Source organism: Pseudomonadota bacterium (assembly GCA_039196715.1).
Classification (GTDB): domain Bacteria; phylum Pseudomonadota; class Gammaproteobacteria; order CALCKW01; family CALCKW01; genus CALCKW01.
On the sequence record JBCCUP010000028.1, the window covers coordinates 13,296 to 36,032 of the forward strand.

18 protein-coding genes are annotated in these 22,737 nt (G+C 65.2%); 6 read left to right on the forward strand and 12 right to left on the reverse strand.

From position 1 onward, the window contains the following. Positions 1-33: 33 nt before the first annotated feature. Positions 34-1,098 carry a hypothetical protein gene (locus AAGA11_11365; protein ID MEM9603453.1) on the reverse strand — a complete coding sequence of 355 codons (1,065 nt, stop codon included), beginning with the start codon at positions 1,096-1,098 and terminating at the stop codon, positions 34-36. A 32-nt stretch (positions 1,099-1,130) separates the two neighbouring features. After that, positions 1,131-2,363 carry a hypothetical protein gene (locus AAGA11_11370; protein ID MEM9603454.1) on the reverse strand — a complete coding sequence of 411 codons (1,233 nt, stop codon included), beginning with the start codon at positions 2,361-2,363 and terminating at the stop codon, positions 1,131-1,133. 113 nt (positions 2,364-2,476) lie between these two features. Here AAGA11_11370 and AAGA11_11375 point away from each other — a divergent pair, with 113 nt between their 5' ends. Continuing rightward, positions 2,477-3,361: a LysR family transcriptional regulator gene (locus tag AAGA11_11375; GenBank protein MEM9603455.1), complete on the forward strand. Its 885-nt coding sequence runs from the start codon at positions 2,477-2,479 to the stop codon at positions 3,359-3,361. A gap of 38 nt (positions 3,362-3,399) precedes the next feature. Here AAGA11_11375 and AAGA11_11380 read toward each other — a convergent pair whose 3' ends face one another. From AAGA11_11380 to AAGA11_11410, 7 genes are all read right to left on the reverse strand, one after another. Beyond that, entirely contained in the window at positions 3,400-4,170 is a 771-nt protein-coding gene (locus tag AAGA11_11380; GenBank protein MEM9603456.1) for an ATP-binding cassette domain-containing protein, read from the reverse strand. Beyond that, positions 4,167-6,134 carry a Fe(3+)-hydroxamate ABC transporter permease FhuB gene (fhuB, locus tag AAGA11_11385; GenBank protein ID MEM9603457.1) on the reverse strand — a complete coding sequence of 656 codons (1,968 nt, stop codon included), beginning with the start codon at positions 6,132-6,134 and terminating at the stop codon, positions 4,167-4,169. Before fhuB ends, AAGA11_11380 begins: the two co-directional genes overlap by 4 nt. Continuing rightward, the gene (locus tag AAGA11_11390; protein ID MEM9603458.1) at positions 6,131-7,033 is read right to left on the reverse strand and encodes an iron-siderophore ABC transporter substrate-binding protein; all 903 of its coding nucleotides are present in this window, start codon (positions 7,031-7,033) and stop codon (positions 6,131-6,133) included. The genes fhuB and AAGA11_11390 overlap by 4 nt, the downstream gene beginning before the upstream one ends. Beyond that, the gene (locus AAGA11_11395) at positions 7,017-7,583 is read right to left on the reverse strand and encodes an MSMEG_1061 family FMN-dependent PPOX-type flavoprotein (protein ID MEM9603459.1); all 567 of its coding nucleotides are present in this window, start codon (positions 7,581-7,583) and stop codon (positions 7,017-7,019) included. The genes AAGA11_11390 and AAGA11_11395 overlap by 17 nt, the downstream gene beginning before the upstream one ends. A gap of 129 nt (positions 7,584-7,712) precedes the next feature. Beyond that, a complete protein-coding gene (locus AAGA11_11400) occupies positions 7,713-9,896 on the reverse strand; it encodes a TonB-dependent receptor (protein MEM9603460.1) in 2,184 nt (727 codons plus the stop codon). A gap of 239 nt (positions 9,897-10,135) precedes the next feature. Beyond that, complete coding sequence (locus AAGA11_11405; GenBank protein MEM9603461.1) at positions 10,136-10,744, reverse strand: DUF899 family protein; 609 nt, start codon at positions 10,742-10,744, stop codon at positions 10,136-10,138. Positions 10,745-10,867: 123 nt separating this feature from the next. Then, complete coding sequence (locus AAGA11_11410) at positions 10,868-11,782, reverse strand: LysR family transcriptional regulator (protein ID MEM9603462.1); 915 nt, start codon at positions 11,780-11,782, stop codon at positions 10,868-10,870. A gap of 120 nt (positions 11,783-11,902) precedes the next feature. Here AAGA11_11410 and AAGA11_11415 point away from each other — a divergent pair, with 120 nt between their 5' ends. Both AAGA11_11415 and AAGA11_11420 read left to right on the forward strand, forming a co-directional pair. Beyond that, entirely contained in the window at positions 11,903-12,310 is a 408-nt protein-coding gene (locus AAGA11_11415; protein ID MEM9603463.1) for a hypothetical protein, read from the forward strand. Between the two features lie 242 nt (positions 12,311-12,552). Then, complete coding sequence (locus AAGA11_11420; protein ID MEM9603464.1) at positions 12,553-13,215, forward strand: peroxiredoxin-like family protein; 663 nt, start codon at positions 12,553-12,555, stop codon at positions 13,213-13,215. Positions 13,216-13,426: 211 nt separating this feature from the next. Here the strand turns inward: AAGA11_11420 and AAGA11_11425 are convergent, their stop codons facing one another. After that, positions 13,427-16,480: an efflux RND transporter permease subunit gene (locus AAGA11_11425; protein ID MEM9603465.1), complete on the reverse strand. Its 3,054-nt coding sequence runs from the start codon at positions 16,478-16,480 to the stop codon at positions 13,427-13,429. Between the two features lie 9 nt (positions 16,481-16,489). Continuing rightward, on the reverse strand, positions 16,490-17,521 hold the full coding sequence (locus AAGA11_11430) for an efflux RND transporter periplasmic adaptor subunit (protein MEM9603466.1): 1,032 nt from the start codon (positions 17,519-17,521) through the stop codon (positions 16,490-16,492). Between the two features lie 543 nt (positions 17,522-18,064). On the opposite strand from AAGA11_11430, the gene AAGA11_11435 reads away from it, so the two are divergent. Continuing rightward, entirely contained in the window at positions 18,065-19,291 is a 1,227-nt protein-coding gene (locus AAGA11_11435; protein MEM9603467.1) for a hypothetical protein, read from the forward strand. Then, complete coding sequence (locus AAGA11_11440; protein MEM9603468.1) at positions 19,291-20,382, forward strand: hypothetical protein; 1,092 nt, start codon at positions 19,291-19,293, stop codon at positions 20,380-20,382. Before AAGA11_11435 ends, AAGA11_11440 begins: the two co-directional genes overlap by 1 nt. A 34-nt stretch (positions 20,383-20,416) precedes the next feature. Here the strand turns inward: AAGA11_11440 and AAGA11_11445 are convergent, their stop codons facing one another. Further along, positions 20,417-20,932: a redoxin domain-containing protein gene (locus AAGA11_11445; GenBank protein MEM9603469.1), complete on the reverse strand. Its 516-nt coding sequence runs from the start codon at positions 20,930-20,932 to the stop codon at positions 20,417-20,419. Between the two features lie 179 nt (positions 20,933-21,111). Between AAGA11_11445 and AAGA11_11450 the strand changes: the two genes are divergently transcribed. Beyond that, positions 21,112-22,656 carry an AMP-binding protein gene (locus AAGA11_11450; protein ID MEM9603470.1) on the forward strand — a complete coding sequence of 515 codons (1,545 nt, stop codon included), beginning with the start codon at positions 21,112-21,114 and terminating at the stop codon, positions 22,654-22,656. Positions 22,657-22,737: the final 81 nt, after the last annotated feature.

Sequence of the window (22,737 nt, forward strand, 5' to 3'; positions counted from 1 at the left end):
GCTGAAATCCTCGGTCTCTGGGTGTCGGGGACGTCACGCCGGCGGCAGCGCCAGCGTGCGGGTGGTGTTCGGTGTCGCGGCGGCTTCGCCGTTCGGGTGGTCGAGCCGCTCGCGGAAGTTGTTGCCCGCGACGTCTTCAAGACGGGGGTCCACGCGCACCTCCACCTGATGGCTGGCCCACGGCCGGTGTGGCACGAAGCGCCAGCCGCGTTCGCCGGCGTCGAGTTGCACCTCGCCCGGCACCGGCGTCGCCGGGTTGTCCCAGACGGTGATGGCGTCGCGGGCCTGTGCGGCATCGAAGGCTCTGTCGAAACCGATCAGCAAAGCGTCGTGGCCACCGCGCCGCGGCGGGGTGATGGTCCAGTGGTCGACCCGCGGTCGGCTGCGCAGAGCGCCTGTGACGGTGAAGCGGTGTTCGAACCGCGGTGCCGTGCCGCGGCCGTCAGCGCTCGGCCACCCGGCCTCGACCACCAACGCGTACTGCTGGCCGTCCACGAGCGCCGGCCCGAGCGTGCGGTTCTGTGCTACGCCACGCTTGATCCGGCCCGGGTCCAGCAGCACGGTCAGGCGGGTGCGCTCTCGGTTCCAGAGCTCCTGCTTGAACGCCATAAACGCGGCGGGGTCGGCCTTGCCGTTCGCGTCCACCAGCCTAATGAAGTCGTGCGCGCGGTGGGGCTGCATCGGCGTCGAGAAGTGCAGGTAGAATCGCAAGGTGTTGGCGGGGAGCTGTGCGCCACTCGGGTAGGCGGCGGTCACGGCTGGCGCGGTGAGCGCCGTTTTCCGCGGCACCACGAACACCACGAGAGCGTCGCCGACACGCACGGTGTAGGGCTGTTCGGGTTCGAACGGAAACGCGGGGTGAAACGCGATGTCGTCGGGCGACACCTGATGTTGGCCGGCGATCGGTGTCCGGTGTGTGCAGCACGCGCTCGCGTCACCGACAAACACCTGTAGCGCGGCGCGTGCGTTCTCGGCGGACCCCGTTGGCAGGCTGAGCCGCACCGGCGCATGCGCGTGCGTGGGCAGGCTCAGGTCGGGGCCCTCGCTGCCGGTCGCCGCGAGCGGGGCCACACCGAGCACACCGGTCCCGAGGAGCATGGCTCGCAGGCAGCGCATGGGTCCGATGCGCCCTACTGGGCCTTGTCGGTGTAGTACTGCGGAAAGTCGAACTCGGCCACGAGGTTGTGCAAGCGGTTCGGGAAACTGTTGAAGTTCGAGTCCATGTTCAAGCTGCCGGTGTAGAGGTCGCGGGTGAGCGAGACGAACAGGTGCTCGCCCAGTGTGTCGATGTGCAGCGACATGCCGTCGAACATCACGGCCTTGCCGGTGTCACCGACCGGCATGATCGGCATCAGGTCCGACTTCCCGCCGCGTGGCAAGTCGCCCTGGGTGTAGGCGGTCGCGCCGTTCAGGCTCTCGACCGGGATGACGTGGGGTGAGCGGCTGTTGTTGGTCAGGAACAGCATCTCGCCGGCTTGGGAGGTGTAGGACACCATGTCGATCGGCTGGCCGTTGCCGTAGTCCATGATCGTGCGCGCGGCGATCTTGGCGCCGTCGACGATCTCGTCCAGCGCGATCAACACGATCGGGCTGCAGGTGTAGGCCGCGACGAGGTGAGGGGAGCCGTCGATCTCGTGGATCGACATCGCGCGAATGGGCGCTCGGGTTTCGAACTGGTCGTGGGAGATGTGGTACATCTCGACGTTCGCCGCGGCCTGGCTGCCGGTGAACGGCACCGGCACACGGCGCAGGGTCGAGAGGAAGTTGTCGAAGGCGACGCCCGAAACGAAAAGCTCGCCGTCGTGGTAGACCATGTCCATGATCGCGAGCGAACTCAAGCGGATGTTGCCCTTGGCGAGGTCGCGCACTTCAGGCGGGCTCTTGCCCAGGCCACGTGGGCGGAACGTGGTCTCCTGGTCGGGGTAGTGGTCGAGCGGCTGCTTCTGGAACGTCAGCGCGCCGAGGTCCACCAGGTCAATGTCGCCGGATTGGGTCACGCGCAGCACCGCTGGCGCCGATTCGAAGTTGCCGATGCGTGTGACCGAGACGTAGATCTCCGCCGAGACCGGGTGCACCGCCATGTCGTTGATGGCGAGCGCGCGCGGGCCCACGCCCAGCACGTCCGCGAGTTTGATGTCGATGTCGGCGATGTTGACCGGCATCACCTGCGCCGGCGCCGTGGCCCCGGTCAGGTCGAAGGCGTAGATCGCGCCGCTGTAGTTGTCCCCGACAAAGAGCGTGCCGTCGTCCGAGAAGGTCAGAGCGCCCGCGAATTTCAGGTCGAGTGGGGTGTCGTCGGCGGATACCGCGGCGCCGAGGCACAGGCTGAATACTGCAAGGGCGGCTTTCACGGTTCGCAACATGGGCGGATCTCCTGAAAAGGGGCACAATGCCGGCACGACTGTGCAGTCTACGTCCGGCGTTGGGCCTGGACTATGGGCTGAAAACCGAAACCCCTGATCTGCGAGACCGAACAATGATTGATCACCTCAGGCACATGGCGGTGTTCGCCCGCGTGGTGGAGGAAGGGTCGTTTCGCGCGGCGGCCAAACAGGTCGGGCTCGCGCCGTCGCGCATCAGCGAAACTGTCTCGGAGCTTGAGAAAGTCCTCGGGGTAACGCTGCTGTATCGCAGCACGCGAAAGCTTGCGTTGACCAACGAGGGCCGCATCCTTTACGCGCGTGTGTCGGAGATGCTGCGCAGCGCCGAGTCGGGCCTCGACGAACTCAACGCCTTGTCGGAGGAGCCCTCGGGTGCGCTGCGCATCTCGATGCCCGCGTTTCTGGCGCAGGGGCCGCTGTCCACCGCGATTGCGCAGTTCGCGTTGCGCCACCCGAACGTCAGTTTCTCGGTGTCGTACACTGACCACCGTGTGCGCCTGGTCGAGGACGGCTTCGACATGAACATTCGGGTCGGCTGGCTCGACGAGAGCGCGATGATGTCGCGCAAGCTGGCCGAGGGTCAGCGCTACCTCGTCGCGGGAGTGGCCTACGCACAACGCAAGGCCGGACCCACGCAACCGAGCGACCTCGAGGCGTGGGACTGGATTCGCTTCGAGCAGCGCTCGGACACCACCGAGTTCACGTCGGCCACGGGCGAGATCGAAACCGTCACTGGCAAAGCGCAGATCACGGTGGACAGCATCGAGGCGGTCTACCACCTCTCGACCCAGAACGTCGGTGCCACGGTGTTGCCGTCTTTCCTCGCACAACGCGGCATTGACGAAGGCAAACTGGTACGGCTGCTGCCCGAGTGGTCGCTCGCGCCGCTTGGCATCTACGCCGTCTGGCCCGACAAATCGCGCCGCGAGAGCCTGACGCTGCTGTTTGTCCGCTTCCTGGCCGACCAGGGGCTGTGCTGACCCCTGCAGGGCTGGCTGACTGCGTGTCAGCGCCACTGTCAGTGCGGTAGGGCCACCAGCGAGCCGTCGGCGCGTGTCATCACCTCCATGTCTGCGTCAAAAACCTCTTTCAATAAGGGCGGTTTCATGAACACGTCAGGCGCGCCGTCGAAGGCGACGCGACCGTCACGTAGGGCGACTATGTGGTCGCAAAACCGCGCGGCCAGGTTAATGTCGTGGATGATGACAACGGCGCCGCGTCCATCCGTCTTGCACTGTTGCCGGACCAGGCCGAGTATGTCCATTTGCGTTGCAATATCGAGGGCCGACGTCGGTTCGTCGAGCAGCAAACAGCGCGCATCCTGTGCGATCAGCAGGGCGAGCCAGGCGCGTTGCGCCTCGCCGCCTGACAAGGTGTCGACGCGCTGCTGCTGCAGGTGATCCAGACCACACACTCGGAGTGCGCGGTCGACGGCGGCGGCATCGTCGGGTCCTGGCCGACCCAAAGCGCCGTGCCATGGGTAGCGACCCAGAGCCACCAGCTCCTGGATCAACAAGCCCTCGGCCAGCGGCAGCGTTTGCGGCAGGTACGCGACGTTGCGCGCAAAGGCGTCGTGTGGCCACGACGCCAGCGGGTGTCCGTCGAATTCGATGTCCCCGGCCCCAGCGGTTGTCTGGCGTGCGATGACCTTCAGCAGGGTGCTTTTGCCCGAACCGTTCTTGCCCACCAAGCCTGTGATGGCACCGGCCTCGAAGGTGACTGTGATGCGGTCGAGCAGCCGTCGCGATGGCACGTCGACGCACAGATCTGTGAGCTTGAACAGGGTCATGATGCGGGTTTGCGGGTGAGCAGCCAGACCAGCCAGGGTGCGCCGATCAGCGAGGCAAAAAGACCGAGTGGCAGTTGGTAGGGAAAACTGGCCTGTCGTGCCCCGAAATCCGCGACAGTCATCACCAGGGCGCCTATCAGGATACTGGCAAGCAGGTGCGGGCCCGCAGCGGAAAACCCGCTGCGCCGTGCCAGGTGTGGTGCCATCAGGCCGACAAAGCTCAGGGGGCCGACAATGACGGTTGCCGCGCCCGTCGCGAGGCTCGCCAATGCGATCAGCCCGCACCAAGCGGTGCGCAACGGCACCCCCAGGTTGCGAGCCACAGGCGTCGTCAAGGGCAGTATGGTCAGCCACCGGTGTGCGCACAACACGAGGCTGGCGATCAGCACCAGCGAGCCGACCAGTGTCACCGTCAGCGTCACCGTCAGTGCCGATGTGGAGCCGCTAAGCCAGGATAAAATGGCAAAGGATTGTGTGGTACCAAGCGTCATGAGCAGCGAGAGGACGGCAGCAGCGAGCGATGAGATGGCAATGCCCGCCAGCAGCACGCGCTCCGGCGACGGGTTGTGCCCGACCACGAAACCCAGGATGGCGAGCGTTGCCAGCGTGCCGCCGACCGTTGCCCCGAAGAGCAGCAAACCGATGCTCGGCGCAGCGGCCGTGAACAACACCGTGGCGTAGCCAACCGCCGCACCACCGGACACACCGATCACCTCGGGCGATGCGAGCGGGTTCGCCGTCAACCGCTGCAACACCGTCCCGGCAAGCGCCAGGAGTCCGCCTGCCGCGGCCGCGCCTGCGAGGCGCACAAAGCGGGTCTCGAGAAACAGTTCGGCTTGTGCCGGCTGTGGCAGAGACCAGCCATCAGGCCCTTGTGCCAGAACGAGGGCCAGGCAAAACACCGCAGACAGAAACAGGCACAACACCGCCAGCGCGCGAGCGGGTTGAGCGAGGCGCCGGGGCGTGTGTTTGTGGGTTGGCAAAGGCACGGACCGCACGCGCCTCAGCATGAGGAGAATGAGCGGGCCGCCGAGGATCGCCGTGACGGCGCCGGTCGGGAACATCTCGTTCGATACGCTCATTGCACGCAGCACCAGCCCATCACAGAGCGCCAGCATCAAGCCACCTGTGAACGCGGCACCCAGGATGCGTTGTCTTGCGGTACGGGCACCCAGGGCGCGTGCCAGTGCCGGCGCCGCCAAACCGACAAACGCCACCAGGCCCACGGCTGCCGCAACACCTGCGGCGAGTGCGGTGGCGATCAAGATGAGAAGGCCTCGGTACACGGCGACGTTGACGCCCAGCGACTTGGCACTGCCGGAACCGAGCCCGAGCACTTGCACGACGTCCACGAGCGGTGCCACCAGCACGAGACCGAGCAGCAAGGTGACACCGAGCCACAGGGCGGGCTGCCAGCCGGTTTGCACCAGTGAGCCACCGTTCCAGATCATCAGGCTGAACAAGTAGTGACCCTGTGACAGCGTGATGGCGGCGGCGAGCGCACTCGCCATCAGGCTGACCAGCATACCCACGATGACCAGGGTCGTTGGATCGTATTCCCGCGCAGACGCGATCAGCATGACGATCACGGCAGTGCCGAGGCCGCCGGCCATTGCCACTGGCCAGTGGCCCCAGGCCAACCACCCTGGAGCCAGCACGACAGCGGCCGTCAAGGCCAGTTGCGCACCGGCGGAAATCCCGAGCGTTGAAGGGTCGGCCAGGGGGTTTCTGAGAACGGCTTGCAGTATTGCACCGGAGAGCCCGAGCAGGGCGCCGCACAGGAGGGCGACAGCGGCACGCGGCACATGGCCGTGATACAGCAGGATCCCGTCGATCGACAGCCGAGCGGCATCGAGCGAGAACACAGGCAGCCCGGCGCGCGTGTACGGCAGGGCGTTCCACCACCACAGCACGCTGACGACGACAGCTCCGAATGCAACTGCTGTTCCCAGTGGACGGGTCATGGTGCGGTCAGGGCCCTGTGCAGCAGTGCGGCAAAGCGCAGACCGGCTGGCACTCCGCCAAATGGGTTGATGTTGTCGAGAAAATGCACACGCGACTCGGCAACGGGCGTGAGACGTCGCCAGAGTGTCGAGTGTGCAAGGCTGTCTCGGACCAGTGCCGGCACCTCGGACACCACGAGAATACGCGCGTCCGCCGTGGTGGCCAGCTGCTCGATCGGGACGGGTGCCGCGAAGGAGAAGCGGCTCCGCGCCTCCCAGGCGTTTTGCAAGCCAAGCGCCATGAGGACACTGCCGAACAAGCTGTCGTCTCCCAGCATTCGGACATGCCGAGCGTCTCCAATTTGCACGATGTAGCACGGCCGGTCGCGGTAGGGTCGGAGCGCCCTGGCGCGCATTGCGATCGTTTTCTTCGTCTGGGCCTCCACAGCCAAGGCGTGCTCAACCACACCCAGGCGTTGACCGACCACCCTCAGCGCAGCGAGTGCTTTCGGCCACGGCGGCTCCCCAGGCGTGTAGACCGTGTGCGTGACAAGCTTGGCGACAGACGCCAGGCGGTGCTCGATGAACGCGTACCACGGCGACGTCAGGATGACGTCCGGTGCGGTCGTGATCAGCAGCTCCAGGTTGGGCGACCCGCGCAAGCCGAGGTCAACGACCGTGGCAGGCACGGCGGGTGTCACAGCGTCGACGCGAAAACGGACAAGCTCGGTTGCCGCCACCGGGGTGATACCGAGCGCCAGTGCGGTTTCGAGCATCGCCCAGTCGATCGCGGCAACCCGCATGGGCTCCGCGCGTGCGGCGAGTGGTAGCAGAGCCAGCGCGGCTGTGAGACACGCACGGCGGCGCAGCCCGAAGGGTGTGTCAACACCGGAGCGGGCAGCGTCATGTGATCGCGGCATGATCCCTGACGATTCTCGACAATGACGCTATCGGCCGCTCGCGTGGCCAGGTCTCGGGCTGCCACACCGATGCGTGCTGTAGCGCAGCGCCGCAATGCAGCATCACCTCACGTGTGCGCACGCGGAGCACGGATTTCGGAACGCTATCCCAGAGGTCCGGATACGGGTCGGTGTCGAACTCCAGGACAACCTCTGCGGGCCCGTTGACTCGCAAGGTCTCCTTGACGCCCGGGATGAAAAAGACCAACGCGACCTGCGGTTCGGCGGCGATGTTGATCAAGCCATCGATCCGGTTGTTACCGGCGTAGTCGGGCATCAGCAAGGTCTGATCGTTTTCGACCTTGATGAAGCCGGGGTCGCCGCCTTTGGGCGAGACATCGAGCGTATGGCCATTCGACGTTGCCAGCATGACAAGCGGTGAGTGGTCGATGAATGTGCGGCAATGCACATCCAGCCGGTCGATCACCTTTGCTGCAGCGAGCGGCATCGGATCGCCGTAGCGGCGTCTCAGCGTGGCTGCAAGACCCTCTTCGGGTTGCTGCTTCTCCACAGCAGTTTCCTCATCTCTCCGACCTGATGAAGCATACCGTGAACGCCGGGTTCCCCTCGGGCCTGCGTGTCACGTGGCACGGACCGCCCAACAGGGCGATCCGATTGGACCCCGCGCATGAAACTGCGCTCAAAAGTCACTGGTCAGGGACACGCTGATGCTGCGCGGTTCGCCTTGCACAAGGTAGTTTGCGCCCGGGAAGCCACCGACAGATGCCCAGTAGGCCTCATCCGTCACGTTTTCTACTCGGGCACGCAGTGTTGCAGGGCGTCCACCCAGTCGCGTTTGGTACTTCAGGCCGAGGTCAAGTCGCGTCCAGCTGTCAGCCGAGAGCGTGTTGGCAGCGTCAAGGTACTGTGAGCCGGTGTGAATGACACGACCGTCCACGGTGAGACCGCTGACTGAAGCGACGTCATACACAACGCCGAAATTCGCCATGGTTTCAGGGACTCCGACCGCGTCTTGCCCCTGGTTGATCCCACCCTGAGTTTGATCAAGCGTAGCACTCAGCAAGGTCACACCGCCGAGTAGACGCAGACCGGCTGTCGGCTCACCGTGCATGGTGATTTCGATGCCCTCGTTCACTTGCTCGCCGGCGTCGGTGAAGGTGTCATTGACCACGATTGCGCTACGCTGGCTGATCGAGAACAGGCTGACACCGAAGCCGAAGCGTTCGTCACCGTATTTCGCTCCCAGCTCGATCTGTTCACTCACCAGCGGATCGAGGATTTCACCGGCGTTCGTGACAGGATTGCCGCCACTCGTTGCCGGCGCGACGGCACCACGCTGAAGCGCCTCCGCGGCGTTTGCAAAAAGTGCCCAGCGCGCGTTGGGTTTGTAGACGATGCCGAGCGCCGGAGTGACCGCGTCGCTGTCTATGTCTCCTTCTTGCGCACCCGTGGTGGCGTTGAACGTCTTTTGCTCGATCGTTTGGGAGCGTGCGCCCAGTGTCAGCAACACACTGTCGTCCATGAAGGACAGCGTGTCCGATATCGCCACACTGCTGGTACGCGCGTCTTCTGTGGTCAATGGGTTGTTGAGGTCTCCGCCGACAAACGCGGTGGTTGCGGGCGGGGCCACCTGCACCGGGTTTTCTAGCGTGCCGCCAGAGAATCGGCTGAAATCCGAAAACGCGAAGGCGTTGTCGAACTGAAAGCGCGTCGCCGAGACGTTTGCGACCAGTGTGTGTCCGACGCCGCCGGTGTCAAACTCGGCCCGAAGCCCGATATCCTGTGAGCTGATGTCGTCCTCGCGCACGTTCACGAATCGGAGCGCTTGCAAATTGCCATTCTCGTCGGCGTTGGGGTTGGCCAGGTCGTTTTCTTCTTTGCCGTCGCGTATGCCCAACGCGGCCCAGCCAACGACGTTGTCAGTGAACCGGTACTCGCCGCGTGTGGTGAAGAACAGTTGCTCTTCATTGGAGAAGGTGAAGTCCTGGGCGTAGTTGGTGTCCCCGTCAGGTGGGGTTGGCGCAGCGCCGGTGGGCGTCACCTGCGGCCTCGGCCGATCGATGCTGTTGTCCTGGTAGCCGATGTCTGCGGTAAAACGCAGCTGGTCGCCGTCGTAGTCGACACCGAAAGAGAGTGCGCTGAGATCACGTTCGCTGTCCTCGACTGCTGTATCGCCACCGCGTACCACGGCGTTCGTGCGCAGGCCCCACTCGCCATCCGTGCCGAACCGTTGGCCGAAATCCGCTGCTCCAAAGAGGGTGCCTGCTGTCTCGTAGCCGAGCGTGAACTGACGGATACGCTCGTCGGGTGCCCGTTTGGGTACCAGATTGACCGAGCCACCCACACCACTGCTGCCCGGGGCCGCGCCGTTCACGAAGGTGTTGACACCGCGCAGCACCTCGACGCGCTCAACCAGCGGTGCAGCCACGAATTGCCGTGGTACGACGCCATAGAGTCCATTGAAGGTCAGGTCGTCGGAGAAAACCGGGAAACCGCGGATCTGATAGACGTCCTGAAAGTTGCCAAAACCTTTTTGAACACGGACTGACGGGTCGCTCAACAACACGTCTCCCACACCGTCGGCCTGCAAGTCCTGCGCGAATGCCTCGGTGTAGGCTGAGCCGCTGAAGGGCAGGTCACGGTAGGGCAAATTGCCGAGCATGCCCGCCCGGCCGCCGTCGGCGACCTGGCCACCAGGTGCCGGACCAGCCAACTCGATTTGCGAGCCGATGATCACGAGCTGTTCGGTTTCAATCGCGTCGATCTGCTCGTCGCTATCCTGGGCTACTGCGGTGAAGGCGGGCGCTGTCAGTACGCAAAACAGCGCCGCTGACCCGCAGATTCCATGGGGTTTGTGGAGCATGTGTGTCACCTGTCCTAACGGGGTAATGCTGTGGCTCAGCACTGGGTGGCAAATGATAACGCTTCTTATTTGCATTTGTACACCGCGTCGAGCGTGTACCCGTTTCAGGCAGACACGAGGTCGAGGAGGGACGTTGGCGTCCTGTGTCATACCAGTGGTGGGACGGCTACCCCGCGTCGCGTGCTCAACGACCTGGTTGGAGCCTGAACATCGACCAGTGGAGGCAGGTCGCCGTGTGACTAGAGGCGATCCTCACCGCCGTCGTCCAACTCGGCCGGTTGTTGCCAGTAGCTGTACTGTGGCGTGAACGTGTCTGTGCCCACGCCCGCGAGCGCGAGCAGGTGCCAGGCCGGGCAGTAGAGGTCGCCCGGGCCGAACACGGTGCTGTTCTTGCGCAACACGGTGTCGCCCTCGCGCTCGTACACCACACAGCCTGGCACGTTGTCGCGCCCGGGCAGCACGGATTGGTCGCGGATGTAATCGCCACCGCCGTGCGAGGCCAGGCGGAAGCGCCAACCGCGCGCGTTGGCAAAGCGGCGCTGCACCTCGGGTGTGTCCTTCGACACAAGCGCGACCGACAGGGTGGCCTCGAGGTGCGGCAAAAACCCGTTAAAGCCGTCGGCCCAGAGCGTGCAGTAGCGGCAGCCCTGACCCATGTTGTGGACCACCAGCAGTTGGCGCTTGTCCGAGAAGAGGTCCAGCAGTGACACGCTGCCGCTCTGGGTGTCGAAGGTGTAGTTCGGGACCGCAATCGGGGCGGCCGCTGTGCGCAGTGCCGTGAGCTTTCGGGTGAGCTCAAAGATTTCGGTCTCCACCGCCTGGATGGCCTGTTGTGTGTTGTCGCTCATCGGGTTCCCCTTGCGTGGTGTGGCTGGGTGCGTTGCCACGGTAGAACACACCGGTGGTGGGAGCGAATCGACGGCGTGTGCACGCTCACATGGACGGTGTGGCTGAACAGCGTGGCTGCGTTATCACAAGCCTGCTCCGACGGTGTCGGCGGCCTGTGACGCGAGGGCCGACTGCAAGTAGGCCGTGAACGCGCGGGCCGAGGGCTTGGTGCCCTTGCCGCCCGCGAGCAGGGCGTTCACCTCGATGTGACCGAGGTCCCAGTCGGGCAGCAGACGCACCAGCGTCCCGCTCGCCAGCTCCGCCTTGCAGCCCCACAGCGCGGTGCTGACGATGCCGAGGCCCGCTGTCGCGGCGGCGGTGGTGCCTTCGTTGACCGTGATCATCAGCCGGCTTTCGACCCGCACCGACTGCACCTTGCCGTCCTTCTCGAACTTCCAGCCCGTGCGGCTCGCGCTCGATGGGCCGAGGATGATCTGGTGGTCGACCAGGTCTGCCGGCGACGCGGGCGTGCCGTGGCGCTCGAGGTAGGCCGGGGACGCCGCCAGCAGTCGCGGGGTGGTGCCGAACGCGCGCGCGACCATGGTCGAGTCCTCGAGTGGCCCGAAGCGGACGGCGACATCGATGGCCTGGTTGATCAGGTCCTGCTTGGCGTCGGTGAGCACGAGGTCGACTTTCAGTTTCGGGTGGCTCACGAGGAATTCGGGCAGCGCCGGGATGATTTCGCGCTGGGCAAAGCTCGTGGCCGCGCCGATGCGCAACCTGCCGCGCAGTTCGCCGGTGCCGCGGACAGCGTGGTTGGCTTCCTCGATGTCCGCGAGGATGGGTTCGACCCGGCTCAGGTACTCCTCACCCGCCTCGGTGGTCCGCACCGCGTGGGTGGTGCGTGTCAGGAGCGCGACCCCGAGCTCGGCTTCGAGTTTGGACACGATGCGCGACACCGAGGGTTGCGACAGGCCCGCCTCCTTGCCGGCGGCGGTGAAGCTGCCGGTGCGCGCCACCCGCGTGAAGAGCCGCAGTGCATTGATGTCTTCTGTCATTCGAAATTCGTATATCCAAAAACCACGAGAGCACTCTACCGATTGCAAAGTGAATGAACAACACTGACCGTCAGACGCAACACACCGCGTCGACAACCCACACAACTCACAGGTGCTCTCATGACCACAGCAACCCACACACACGCCCCCGGCCGCTCAGCGCGGATCATGGCGTCCTACGCCGCCTTGCCCACCTGGGTGAAGCTCTGGATGAACGTCGTGCTCGGCCCGGTAAACCTCGCGACGCTCGCGTTCCTCGACGAACCGGGCGGTGCGCTCATCGCGGCCCTGGCCATCGGCGGCATGGCGCTCACGGTGGCCATCGTCGTGGCGTCCGGCGGCTTCACCAAACTCGCGGCCGCCGGCCTCATCCTGCCCTGGACCCCACAGGTGCTGATGCTGGTATTCGCCTCGCCGGGCGGCAGCGCGCTCTACCAGACGTTCCTGACGGTGTTGCTGGTGATCAATCTGGTGTCGCTGGCGTTCGACGTCAACGACGTGCGCCAGTGGTTCCGCGCGCGGGCCTGAGTCGGCGCTGAGCCCGGCGTCTCCGGTGTGAAGGCATCCACGGTTGGGGGTGCCTTTCCTTGAATCGAGCGGAGCCGGGGTTGCGATAAGCGAAAGTCCCATGCACACCGCGAATAACCGTTAGCCGCGCGGGCCGTCTACCGAACTGGTCCGCTCGGGCCGACCATGAAACCCAACGCCGATGCCGCTCGTTGATGGGCTACCGGCGTGATGACCCCTTTACCCTGTACGAGGTTCACAGCATGTCACTCCAAGAAAAACTCGATGCCTTCAAGGTCCAGTTCACGTCCCAGGTGCCCGCCGAGGCGGTCGAGGCTTTCGAGCGCTCCACCCGGGAACTCATTGAGAGCGGCCAGGCGGAACGCACACTCAAGGCCGGCGACGCCGCACCGTCGTTCGTCCTGCACGACCCCGACGGCAACCCGGTCGCACTCGAGACCCTGCTCGCCGAGGGCCCCGTCGTGGTGTCGTTCTACCGCGGCGCGTGGTGCCCCTACTGCAACCTGGAGTTGCAGGCCCTGGAGGCGGTGGCCGACGACATCCGCGCCCGCGGTGCCCAGCTCGTCGCCATCTCTTTGCAAAACGCGGCGCAGAGCCGAAAGTCGCAACGCGAGAACGGGTTGAGCTTCCCGATTCTGTCGGACGTGGGCGGCAACGTCGCCGACGCCTTCGGCTTGCGCTGGCGTGTGCAGCCCTACGTACAGCCGGTGTTCCGCTCGTTCAAGGTGGACCTGCCGAGCATCCACGGCGACGGTCAGTGGAACCTGCCGATGCCCGGGCGCTACGTGATCGACACCGACGGCACCGTCGCCTACGCGGAGGTGAACCCGGACTACACGCGCCGGCCCGAGCCGGCCGAGCTCTTTCCGGTGTTGGATGCGCTCGGCGCAAGCGCCGCAGCCTAGATGCCCTTGGCCCTGGACCGCGTGCCGGCCCGGCGCGCGGTTGAGGCGACGGTGCAATGCGGTCTGCGCGGTGTCACGACAGCATCCGCTCGATCACCACGTGATCGGCGCGTTGACCGAGCAACGCGCCTGTGACTGGCTGACCCTGAGCTGCGGCGTGCCACTGACCGACGTGACCCTCTGCAACTTGCCTGTACCTGTTATGACGCCATCAACTGGCCACAGCGGGCGTCTGGCGCTCGCCTCGCGCAAAAAACACGTAGTAGAACACCGGGGCGGCGATCAGCGTCAAGATCGACGCAAACGCAAGCCCGCCCATGATCGTGACCGCCATGGACTGGAAAAAAGCGTCCGAGATAAGCGGGATCATGCCGAGAATGGTCGTCGCGGCGGCGAGGATGACCGGCCGAAGTCGCGACGTAGACGCGGTGACAATGGCCTCTTTGAGTGGCCATGTCGGCTGCTCGCGCCGGGTGATGTCGATCTCTTCGACGAGCACGATGCCGTTCTTGATCAGCATGCCCGAGAGCGACAACAGACCCAAAAGGGCGGTAAAGGTAAACGGCAGGCCGACGCCGAGCAGGGCGAGACTCACGCCGTTGACCGACATGGGTACCAGCAGCCAGATGATCAGCGGCTGACGCAGCGCGTTGAACAGCAACACCGAGATCAAGACCATGATGATCAAGCTGAGCGGCAACTGCCGGCCGAGGCTTGCCTGTGCGTCGCCTGCGCTCTCGAGCTCACCGCCCCAGGCCAATTGATACCCTGCAGGCAGTGGCAGCTCCTCGATGGCGGTCGTGATCTCGGCTTGCACTTCGGCAGCGGTCATGCCTTTGGGCACATCTGCACCGACGGTGATGGTGTACAGCTGATCGCGTCGCATCATCAGGGTGTTCTGCGCCTCAAATGCGAGCCCGTCGGTCACCTGTTGGAACGGCACAACGCCGCCAGCTGCATCCGAGTACACGGTGTAGTCGGTCAGATCGAGATTGGCGTCGCGAGGCGTACGCAACACGATCGGCAGTTGCCGCTCGCCCTCGCGGAACACCCCGGATGACACACCCGTGGTGGCAAACCGCAAGGTGTCGGTGACGTCACTGCGCGATACGCCCGCCTGTTGCGCGCGGTTCTCGGCATACACCGGCCTCAAGACCTGCTCCTGCTCGCGCCAGTCGTGTCGCGGCGCAATGATATTTGTCGACGTCGACTTCAAGGTGTCGATCGCCCGGTCGGCGAGGTCGCGTAGCGTCTCGGGGTCCGGTCCCGAGTACCGCACCTGAATCGGGTCACCGCCGCCAGGGCCGAATGCGAGGCGTTTCGCGCGCACCTCGGCGTGGGGAAGGTTGGTGGCAACAAACCGGTCCAGATCGGCAATCAGGGGCGCAATGGTGTCGAGCGATGCGGTGCGGACGATGATGTGGCCGTAGCTCGGGTTCGGATCCTCAGCCTGGTAGGTGAGCATGAAGCGTGCGGCCCCTTGGCCAACGTAAGCTGTGGCAGCGACCGTGTCGGCTTGCTCGAGCAGCCAGCCTTCGAGGACGTCGAGATCGCGTGAGGTCTCGTGTATCGACGCACCCTGTTCAAGCTTGTAGTGGACGAAAAAGAGTGGCGTGTTGCTGTCCGGGAAAAACTGCTGCTTGATTGAGCCGAAGGCGACATAGCACGCGGCCGTGACCAGCACCAACAGGGCGATGACCAGCCACCAAAAACGCAGGCACAGGCGGACCGTGTTCGCGTAAGCGCGGAACAGGAGGCCGTCGTAGGTGCTGTCGCTGCCGGAAGCCGAGGGAGATCCTGTGACGAACAGGTAGTGTCCGAGCAGGGGTGTGACGGTGAGCGCGAGCACCCAGGAGAGCAAGAGAGAAATCGAAATCACGGCGAACAAGGAGAACAGGAACTCACCGGTCGCGTCCGGACTCAGGCCGATACCGGCAAACGCCATGATGGCGATGACGGTTGCGCCAAGCAGCGGAATTTGCGTTTTGCTGGCGGCATCGTCGGCCGCGTCGCGCGATGTCATGCCGCGTTTCATCGACGTCTGCATGCCCTCGGCAACCACGATCGCGTTGTCGACCAACATGCCCATGGCAATGATCAAGGCGCCGAGTGAGATGCGCTCCATCTCGATCGAGAAAAACGCCATGAACAGCAGCGTCCCCACAACCGTCAGCAACAGTGTCGACCCGACGTTCAGCGCGGCACGCCACCCCATGAATACGGCCAACACCGTGACCACGATGCCAACCGACATGGCGAGGTTGACGATAAAGTCGTTGCTCGCCTCCTCGACGACCAGGTGTTGTTGGTAAATCGGCGATACGGTGACCCCGAGTGGGATCTGGGCAGCAAGCGCGTCCAGTTGCGCATCCACGCGGTGCCCGATGTCCACGATGTTTTGGGTGCCGACACCTGCGACCCCGAGCGTGAACGCCTCTGTTCCGTTGTGGCGAATCACGATGTTCGGATTCGCTTCACGGCCCCGGTAGACCTCGGCAAAGTCGGAGACTGTCAGCAGGTGATCGCCAACGCCGATGGCCAGGCCAGCGATTTCTTCGACGCTGTCGTCGCCCTCAGGCCGTTGAATCAACAATCGACCGTTTGTGTCCTGGACACTGCCACCGTCTTGCACTTCGTTGGCACTGCTCAGAGCGCCCTGGATAACCGCGGGGGAGATGCCGAGGTTGGTGCTCAGTGACAAGTCCGGTTCAACGTAGATCACTTCGTTGGGCACGCCACTGAGAGACACATCCGCCACGCCGTCGACGGCCAATAAACGCAGCCGCAGAAAGGTGGCGAGGTCGTAGATCTCGGCGTCGGAGTACCCGGGAGCGGTTACCGCGTAGTAGAGCCCGAAGACATCGCCAAAGCTGTCGTTGACAAACGGTGTGCTGGTGCCGCTTGGCAGCGTGGCATCGGCGACGCGGTTGCGCAGTTTGACCCAAATGCGCGGCAGCTCCGTGCCGTCAAACTGGTCCTCCATGTCCACCGTGATCCACGACAAACCTGGCTGGTTCATCGACCGGATTTCCTTGACCTCGGCCAACTTCTGGATTTCGGATTCGATCGGTTCGGTGACCTCACGTGCCACTTCGGCGGCGGAGGCGCCCGGGTACTGCGTGACCACAACGGCGGTTTTGATCGTGAACGCCGGGTCTTCGAGTCGGCCGAGTGACGAAAATCCCCAGAGCCCGCCGAGCAGGCAACTGAGGATGATGATCCACGTGTAGATGGGCCGGTCTATGGACAATCGCGCGATGTTCATGGCCGGCGTCTACTTCGCAAATCCGGTAAATCGGCGGACGGACTGACCGTCTGTCAGGGCCGAGGCGCCGCTTGCGATGATCTCCTCACCGCCGGAGAGCCCGCTGACCACAGCGACCCCGCCGCTGTCGGTGGGTGTAATGCTGATATCGACCGCCGAGACGGTACCCTCGTCCGCGCCGGTGGGTTCGAACACCATGACTTGTGTGCTGCCATCGTTGCGCGTGAGGACCGCCGATCGGGGTATTACAATGCTTGGTACACCGCCTTTGAGTGTCGCCGTGACGGTTGCCGAGGAGCCGGGCAAGGCCACCAACCCTGGCGGGCGCGGCAGGCCCAGCGTGATTCGAAAAGACTGCCCAACCGCCGACGTCTCAGCGTTGAATTCGCGGGTTTCGAGTGCATGGCGGGTGTCACTCGTCGGGAAAGTGACCCAAAGCTCGACATCGGGGTCTTCGCCAGCGCGCTGGAACAGAATCTCCGGCACCTCGATCTCGATTCTGAGCTCGGACATGTCGTGCAGTCTCACCACAGGTGTACCCGCCGACACGGTCGAAAAGTTGTCGAAGTTGCGCGTGGCAACCAGTGCCTCAAAGGGTGCGTACAAGCTTGCATTATTCAGGTCGCGTTGCGCGTTGCGCAAGGCGATGTCAGTCAGCTCGGCGCTGGTCTGGGCGTCTTCGAGTGCGACCCGGCTGACCGCGTTTTGCAGTCGTTGGTTGCGCGCGAGTGCGCGGTCAGCTTGGTTTTTTTGTGCTTTTGCCTGGTCCAATGCCAACTGAAACGGTTCCTGATCGAGTTTGGCGATCGTCGCACCCTTTTCGATTGTGTCGCCTTCGACCACCGGCAATTCGGTGATTTGACCACTGACTTGAAAGGCGTAGTCGACGGTCTGCTTGGCGACCACACGGCCGAAAAACGTGCGCGTGACGTTGCCGTCGTCGAACGTGACCGGGATGATCTTGGCGAGCCGCGGGTCTTCCGCGAAAACGGGGCAGAGGAACAGGGTCGCGGCGAAAAAGCACAGAAGCCGATTGAACATGGTGTCTACTCATTGTCACGCGCGGGGCGCACGAGTCACAGGTGATTGAATGGGGGGCGATACGCACGCCGGCACCGGCAGCGCCGGTGGCGCACAGTCTAGCAACTTGTGGTCGTGCGGTCGCCGCAATCAGAGTGACGTGCTCGCAGCTGACAACACCCCGATGGCCTTGAGCGGTGAGTGCCTGTCGGTGTCTGAAAAAAGAGTCTTGACGTCCTGCAAGCGCACCTGTGTTGCGGATCGGCAGGCGATGTCCGACGACCGGGTGAACACGTACGAGTAAGGCCGCTGTGCCATGGGGTACCGCTTGCCTGCACTCGCCGTCGGTGTGGTCGCGCGGAGTGTGCCGCTCGACACAGCGCCCCTGCTGGGCGCGGGGTGCGGGGGCGGTCTGAAGGGGGACACCGTGTTCGACCCTTCCGCTTGGGAGTGACTGGCTGAAGTGGACTAAAAAAGTGAACACAGTTATCCCAAACTGCTGTCTGTGACTGTTATTGAGGTCGACATAGACTCGCCGTTCCTCTTCTCAACAGGAATGCAAAGATGCTTTCACGCAACGCAACGGCGCTCGCCTCGGCGCTGGCCCTTGCCCTGACAGCGGCGGCCCACGCGGGCAGTGGCCCGATGCAATCAGCGGGCGCGCTCGCCTTCAACGACGGCAACGTGCTCTTTGTCGGTGACAGCAAGGCGGGGGTGGTGCGCGCCTTCGACTTCGGCGAGGGCGGTTTTGACGACCAGTCGGGCTACGCGCTCGGACGCGCGCAGACCTTCGAAGGGCGCACGCTGATCGACGGCCTCGACCACGCCATTGCGGCGCTGCTCGGCGTCGACGCCGCAGATATCACGATCAACGACATGGCGGTGCACAAGCCGAGCAAGCAGATTGTGCTGTCGGTGCACCGTGGCACCGGCCCCGACGCCGAACCCGTGTTGCTCAAGGTCAACCAGGGCGCGGTCGAATTGCTGGCGATCGAAGACGCGGCTGAGACCGTGCAGAGCGTCGGCCCGGTGCCGACCGACGACACCCTGGAGTTCGGGCAGCCGTTGAACGGCCTTGCGATCACCGACATCGACCACTACCAGGGCGAGCTGTTTGTCTCCGGCATCTCGGATGCGTCCTTCAGCTCGACGCTTCGCCGCATGGCCTACCCGTTCACCGACACGGTGGCGACGTCATCGATCGAGATCTGGCACGCCGTGCACGCGCAGTACGAGACGCGCGCGCCGATCATCACCCAGACCGTCACCGAGTTCGACGGCGAGCCCACCCTGGTCGCGGTGTACGCGTGCACGCCAATCGTGCGGATCCCGCTGGCTGACCTGCAGGACGGCGCCGAGGTGCGCGGCACCATGATCGGTGAGATGGGTTTTGGCAACACGCCGATCGACATCGTGCCCTACGTCAACGGTTGGGATCAGAGCCACAACTTCATTGTCACCAACACCAACCGCAGCGCCGTGACGCTGTCGGCCGACGCGGTCGCGACGGCCGAGGCGATGCCGCACGGCGAGGGTGTGCAGCCGGTGTTCGCGGTCGCGGGCGTGGCGCAGCAGCCGATGCCGTTGAGTGGCACGCTCCACCTCGACACCGTCGACGCGACCTGGGCCGTGGTGGTGCGGCGGAGCCCCGAAGACACGCGCAACATCCAGCTGCACACGCTGCCCATGCCGTTCTTCTTCGACCGGGCCGACCATGTGGTTGAGATGAACTGGGCGGACGGCCCGGACCCCTTTGGCTACAAGTCGGCGCCGCCGCTCAGCTACAACTGATGGCACGGGGTCACACCTGGCTGCGGCGGGCGCTGCTCGCCGCCAGCCTCTCTGCCGCGGCACTCGCGGCCGCGCAGCCCCGGGTCGACTACGACCCGGCGTTGCGCGTCGTCACGGTGGGTGGCGTGAGTACCGGGCTTGCGCAATCGGTGGTCAACGGCGACGTCGCCGTACGCCTGCAGCTCGACGCCAAGCCGGAGGCGCGTGGCATGCTGGTGCGCGTCGCGCGCCACGACCACGGCCTGGCGGTGTCACCGCGCTTCGCGCTCAAGCCCGGCGCCACGTACCGCCTCTCGATCGGGACGGCAGCCGGCGCTGCAGCAGCCGATGCGGTGGACGTCGCCTTTCGGGTGCCGGCCGCCGAGGCTCAACCACCTGTGCTCGCTGGCGTCTCGCCGTCGGCTGCGGTGTGGCCTGCCAACACGCTGCGCGTGCACCTGCGCTTCTCGGAGCCCATGGCCACCGGGCAGGTGCGCGAAGCGGTCTGGCTCGAATCCGAGGGCGGCGTGCGGGTCGCAGGCGCGTTCCTCGCCACCCCGACCGAGCTCTGGGATCGGCGCCAGCAGCACCTCACGCTGGTGTTCGACCCGGGCCGCATCAAGCAGGGCGTCGGGCCCAACACGCGCGTTGGTGCGCCGCTGCAAACCGGTCAGCGCTACCGCCTGGTGGTCTCCGGTCGCATGCGGAGCGCAGCCGGTGTGCCGCTTGGGGACACCGTGCACCACGCGCTGACCGTCGGCGAAGCCGAGCGCCGCGCGGTGTCGCCGGACACCTGGCGCGTTTCGTCGCCTGCGGCTGGCACGCGCCACCCTCTCGAGGTTCGCTTCGACCGCGCGATGGACACACTCGCATTGCAGCGCTTTCTGCGTGTGCGCGGTGGCGACGGCGCACCGCTCGACGGCACCCGCGCGACCGACGGCACGAGTTGGTCGTTCACGCCGGCTCGCGCCTGGCCCGACAATGCCCAGCTGGTTGCTGCGCCGGCGCTCGAGGACGTCGCCGGCAACCGCTTGCGTGCGGCCTTCGACGCGGCCGGCACGCTCGGCACGGCGCGGGCCGAGGCGGTGGTGCTGCCGGTCGTGGTGCGCTGAGGAAAGCCGGTCGGGCACGCCGACCGGGGGCGATTCAGGCGGTGCCGCGCACCGGGCGGTTGTTGGTGATGTTGAAGGTCATGCCGTCGAGCAGCTCCTCGAGGTCCGGGCGCGCGGCCGGGCCGTTGCTGATGTCGACCAGCATCAGCGAGCCGTCCGGGCGAATGCCGAAGGCGCCGGGCTCGGCGAAGCGGTGGTCGGTTTCCTCGGCTGAGAGCGGGTCCGACACGTAGAGGCCGAGCGCGCGCATCTGCGCTTCGCTCAGGCTGTGGCACAAGGTGAACGCCCAGCCGTGTTCCTGCTGGTCGGCCAGCGCCTGGCTTTCGCTGTCGGCCGATGCCACGACCACGTCGAGCACCGCTGTCCAGTCTTGCAATACGGCGTTGAGCTTGTTGAGGAAGCGCTTGCACCGCGGGCAGTGTGTGCCGCGGTAGACGAAGAGCATGGTCCACCGCTCGGTCGGCTGGCCCAGGGTCACGGACCCGCCGCCCACGCTCGGCAGGGTGAGGCTGTCAAGGTGTTCGCCAACTCGGGGTTTGGCTGCGCTCATGTTCAACTCCTGAAGTGCACAGCGCGGCAGCATGCCCCGCTGTTCTGAAACACTCTAGCGTGATTCGCCCGGGTCGTCTGGTCCGTCCACGGCGCCGTGGATTGAAGGTCCCGGGGGACAGGACACCCTGGCGGGCAAGGGTGTCACAATGCCGCTTCGTTTCCGGAAGGAGCCGGGTCATGGAGCCACTGCCAGACGCCGTTGTCGGCGACCTCGATCAGTGTGTCGTGCAGCACCAGCTGGATGCCCGCGCCGCCCAGGGGGCCGCCGCGTTGACAGCGATGGGTGCGGGCGAAGACGCACGCGTCGCGCTGATTCTGCGGAACGACCTGACACAGCTCGAGGTCATGCGGGCCGCGGCCCTCGCCGGCACGGTGATCGTGGCGCTCAACTGGCACGGGGAGTCCGACGAAGTCACCGCCATCTGCAACGACAGTGGCGCCGAGACCGTGATCATCCACCGCGACCTCATCGGCCGACTGCAACCCGCGCTCGCGGGGCGGCGCGTGATCGGCGTGACACCGGCGCCCCGGCTGCGCGCGGCCTACGGCATTGCCCCGGAGGACGCAGAGTGCCACGCCGACATTCCGGAATGGGCGACGCTGGTTGACGACAGCCCGCCGCTGACCACGCGCGCCGCGATGCGCCCGCTGCTCCGCTACACCTCCGGCTCGACGGGCCGCCCCAAAGCCATCCGGAAAGTTGCGGTCGGGCCGAAGCGAGACCACCGCGACCTCTTGCGCCGCCTCGGGGTCGAGATGATGCGGTTCGAACCCGGGTCGCGGTTTTTCACCGCGGCGCCGATCTACCACTCCGCCCCCTCGACCCTGTCGCTCGCGGCGCTGGAAAGCGACGACGTCTCGACCCTGGTCGCGCCGCGCTTCGACCCGGAAGCCTTTCTGGCGACGATCGAGGCGCACCGGATCACACACATCTACCTTGTGCCGACCATGATGAGCCGGCTGCTGAAACTGCCCGAGGCCGTGAAGTCGCGCCATGACCTGTCGTCGGTGGCGTTCTGTGTCTCAACCGGGTCGCCTTGGCCGCACGAGCTGAAAGTGGCGATGATCGATTGGTGGGGCCCGGTGTTCTGGGAGACCTACGGCGCCTCGGAACTCGGGTTTATGACGATGGTGTCGTCGGCCGAGGCGCTCGAGCGCCCCGGCACGGCTGGCCGCATGCAGATGGGCGGGACCGTGCTCATCCTCGACAACGACGGCAACCCGTTGCCCGCCGGCGAGGTCGGCGAAATCCACGCGCGGCTCGAGGCCTTCGGTGATTTCGATTACGCCAACGACCCCGACAGCCGGCAGTCTGCCGAGAAGCACGGGCACGTCTCGGTGGGTGATCTTGGCTGGGTGGACGACGACGGCTACCTCTACATCACCGACCGCAAGAAGGACATGATCATCTCGGGCGGCGCCAACATCTTCCCGGCCGAGATCGAGGCCGTGCTGATGCGGGCGCCGTTCATCCGCGACGTCGCCGTGTTCGGCGCGCCGGACCCGGAGTTCGGTGAACAGATCGTGGCCGCCGTCGAGCCGGCGGCGGGTTGCGAGCCCGATGCGGACGACGTCAGGCAGTTTCTGCAGGGCAAGCTGGCGCGACTGAAGCACCCGCGCATCATCGACTTCCACGCCGCCTTGCCGCGCGAGGACACCGGCAAGATCTTCAAACCGCGGTTGCGCGAGCCCTACTGGCGGGACGCCGGGCGGAACGTGTAGGGCTTAACCGCGCGTCAGGCCCGCACGGGATGCCGTTGCCACCCTGCGGGCAACACCGGCATGTGCCTGTTTTATGAAGGG

Bases quoted from the DNA above. Each gene is read 5' to 3' on its own strand.
- AAGA11_11365 (MEM9603453.1), bottom strand. From the start codon at position 1,098: ATGCTCCTCGGGACCGGTGTGCTCGGTGTGGCCCCGCTCGCGGCGACC.
- AAGA11_11370 (MEM9603454.1), bottom strand. From the start codon at position 2,363: ATGTTGCGAACCGTGAAAGCCGCCCTTGCAGTATTCAGCCTGTGCCTC.
- AAGA11_11375 (MEM9603455.1), top strand. From the start codon at position 2,477: ATGATTGATCACCTCAGGCACATGGCGGTGTTCGCCCGCGTGGTGGAG.
- AAGA11_11380 (MEM9603456.1), bottom strand. From the start codon at position 4,170: ATGACCCTGTTCAAGCTCACAGATCTGTGCGTCGACGTGCCATCGCGA.
- fhuB (MEM9603457.1), bottom strand. From the start codon at position 6,134: ATGACCCGTCCACTGGGAACAGCAGTTGCATTCGGAGCTGTCGTCGTC.
- AAGA11_11390 (MEM9603458.1), bottom strand. From the start codon at position 7,033: ATGCCGCGATCACATGACGCTGCCCGCTCCGGTGTTGACACACCCTTC.
- AAGA11_11400 (MEM9603460.1), bottom strand. From the start codon at position 9,896: ATGCTCCACAAACCCCATGGAATCTGCGGGTCAGCGGCGCTGTTTTGC.
- AAGA11_11405 (MEM9603461.1), bottom strand. From the start codon at position 10,744: ATGAGCGACAACACACAACAGGCCATCCAGGCGGTGGAGACCGAAATC.
- AAGA11_11410 (MEM9603462.1), bottom strand. From the start codon at position 11,782: ATGACAGAAGACATCAATGCACTGCGGCTCTTCACGCGGGTGGCGCGC.
- AAGA11_11415 (MEM9603463.1), top strand. From the start codon at position 11,903: ATGACCACAGCAACCCACACACACGCCCCCGGCCGCTCAGCGCGGATC.
- AAGA11_11420 (MEM9603464.1), top strand. From the start codon at position 12,553: ATGTCACTCCAAGAAAAACTCGATGCCTTCAAGGTCCAGTTCACGTCC.
- AAGA11_11425 (MEM9603465.1), bottom strand. From the start codon at position 16,480: ATGAACATCGCGCGATTGTCCATAGACCGGCCCATCTACACGTGGATC.
- AAGA11_11430 (MEM9603466.1), bottom strand. From the start codon at position 17,521: ATGTTCAATCGGCTTCTGTGCTTTTTCGCCGCGACCCTGTTCCTCTGC.
- AAGA11_11435 (MEM9603467.1), top strand. From the start codon at position 18,065: ATGCTTTCACGCAACGCAACGGCGCTCGCCTCGGCGCTGGCCCTTGCC.
- AAGA11_11440 (MEM9603468.1), top strand. From the start codon at position 19,291: ATGGCACGGGGTCACACCTGGCTGCGGCGGGCGCTGCTCGCCGCCAGC.
- AAGA11_11445 (MEM9603469.1), bottom strand. From the start codon at position 20,932: ATGAGCGCAGCCAAACCCCGAGTTGGCGAACACCTTGACAGCCTCACC.
- AAGA11_11450 (MEM9603470.1), top strand. From the start codon at position 21,112: ATGGAGCCACTGCCAGACGCCGTTGTCGGCGACCTCGATCAGTGTGTC.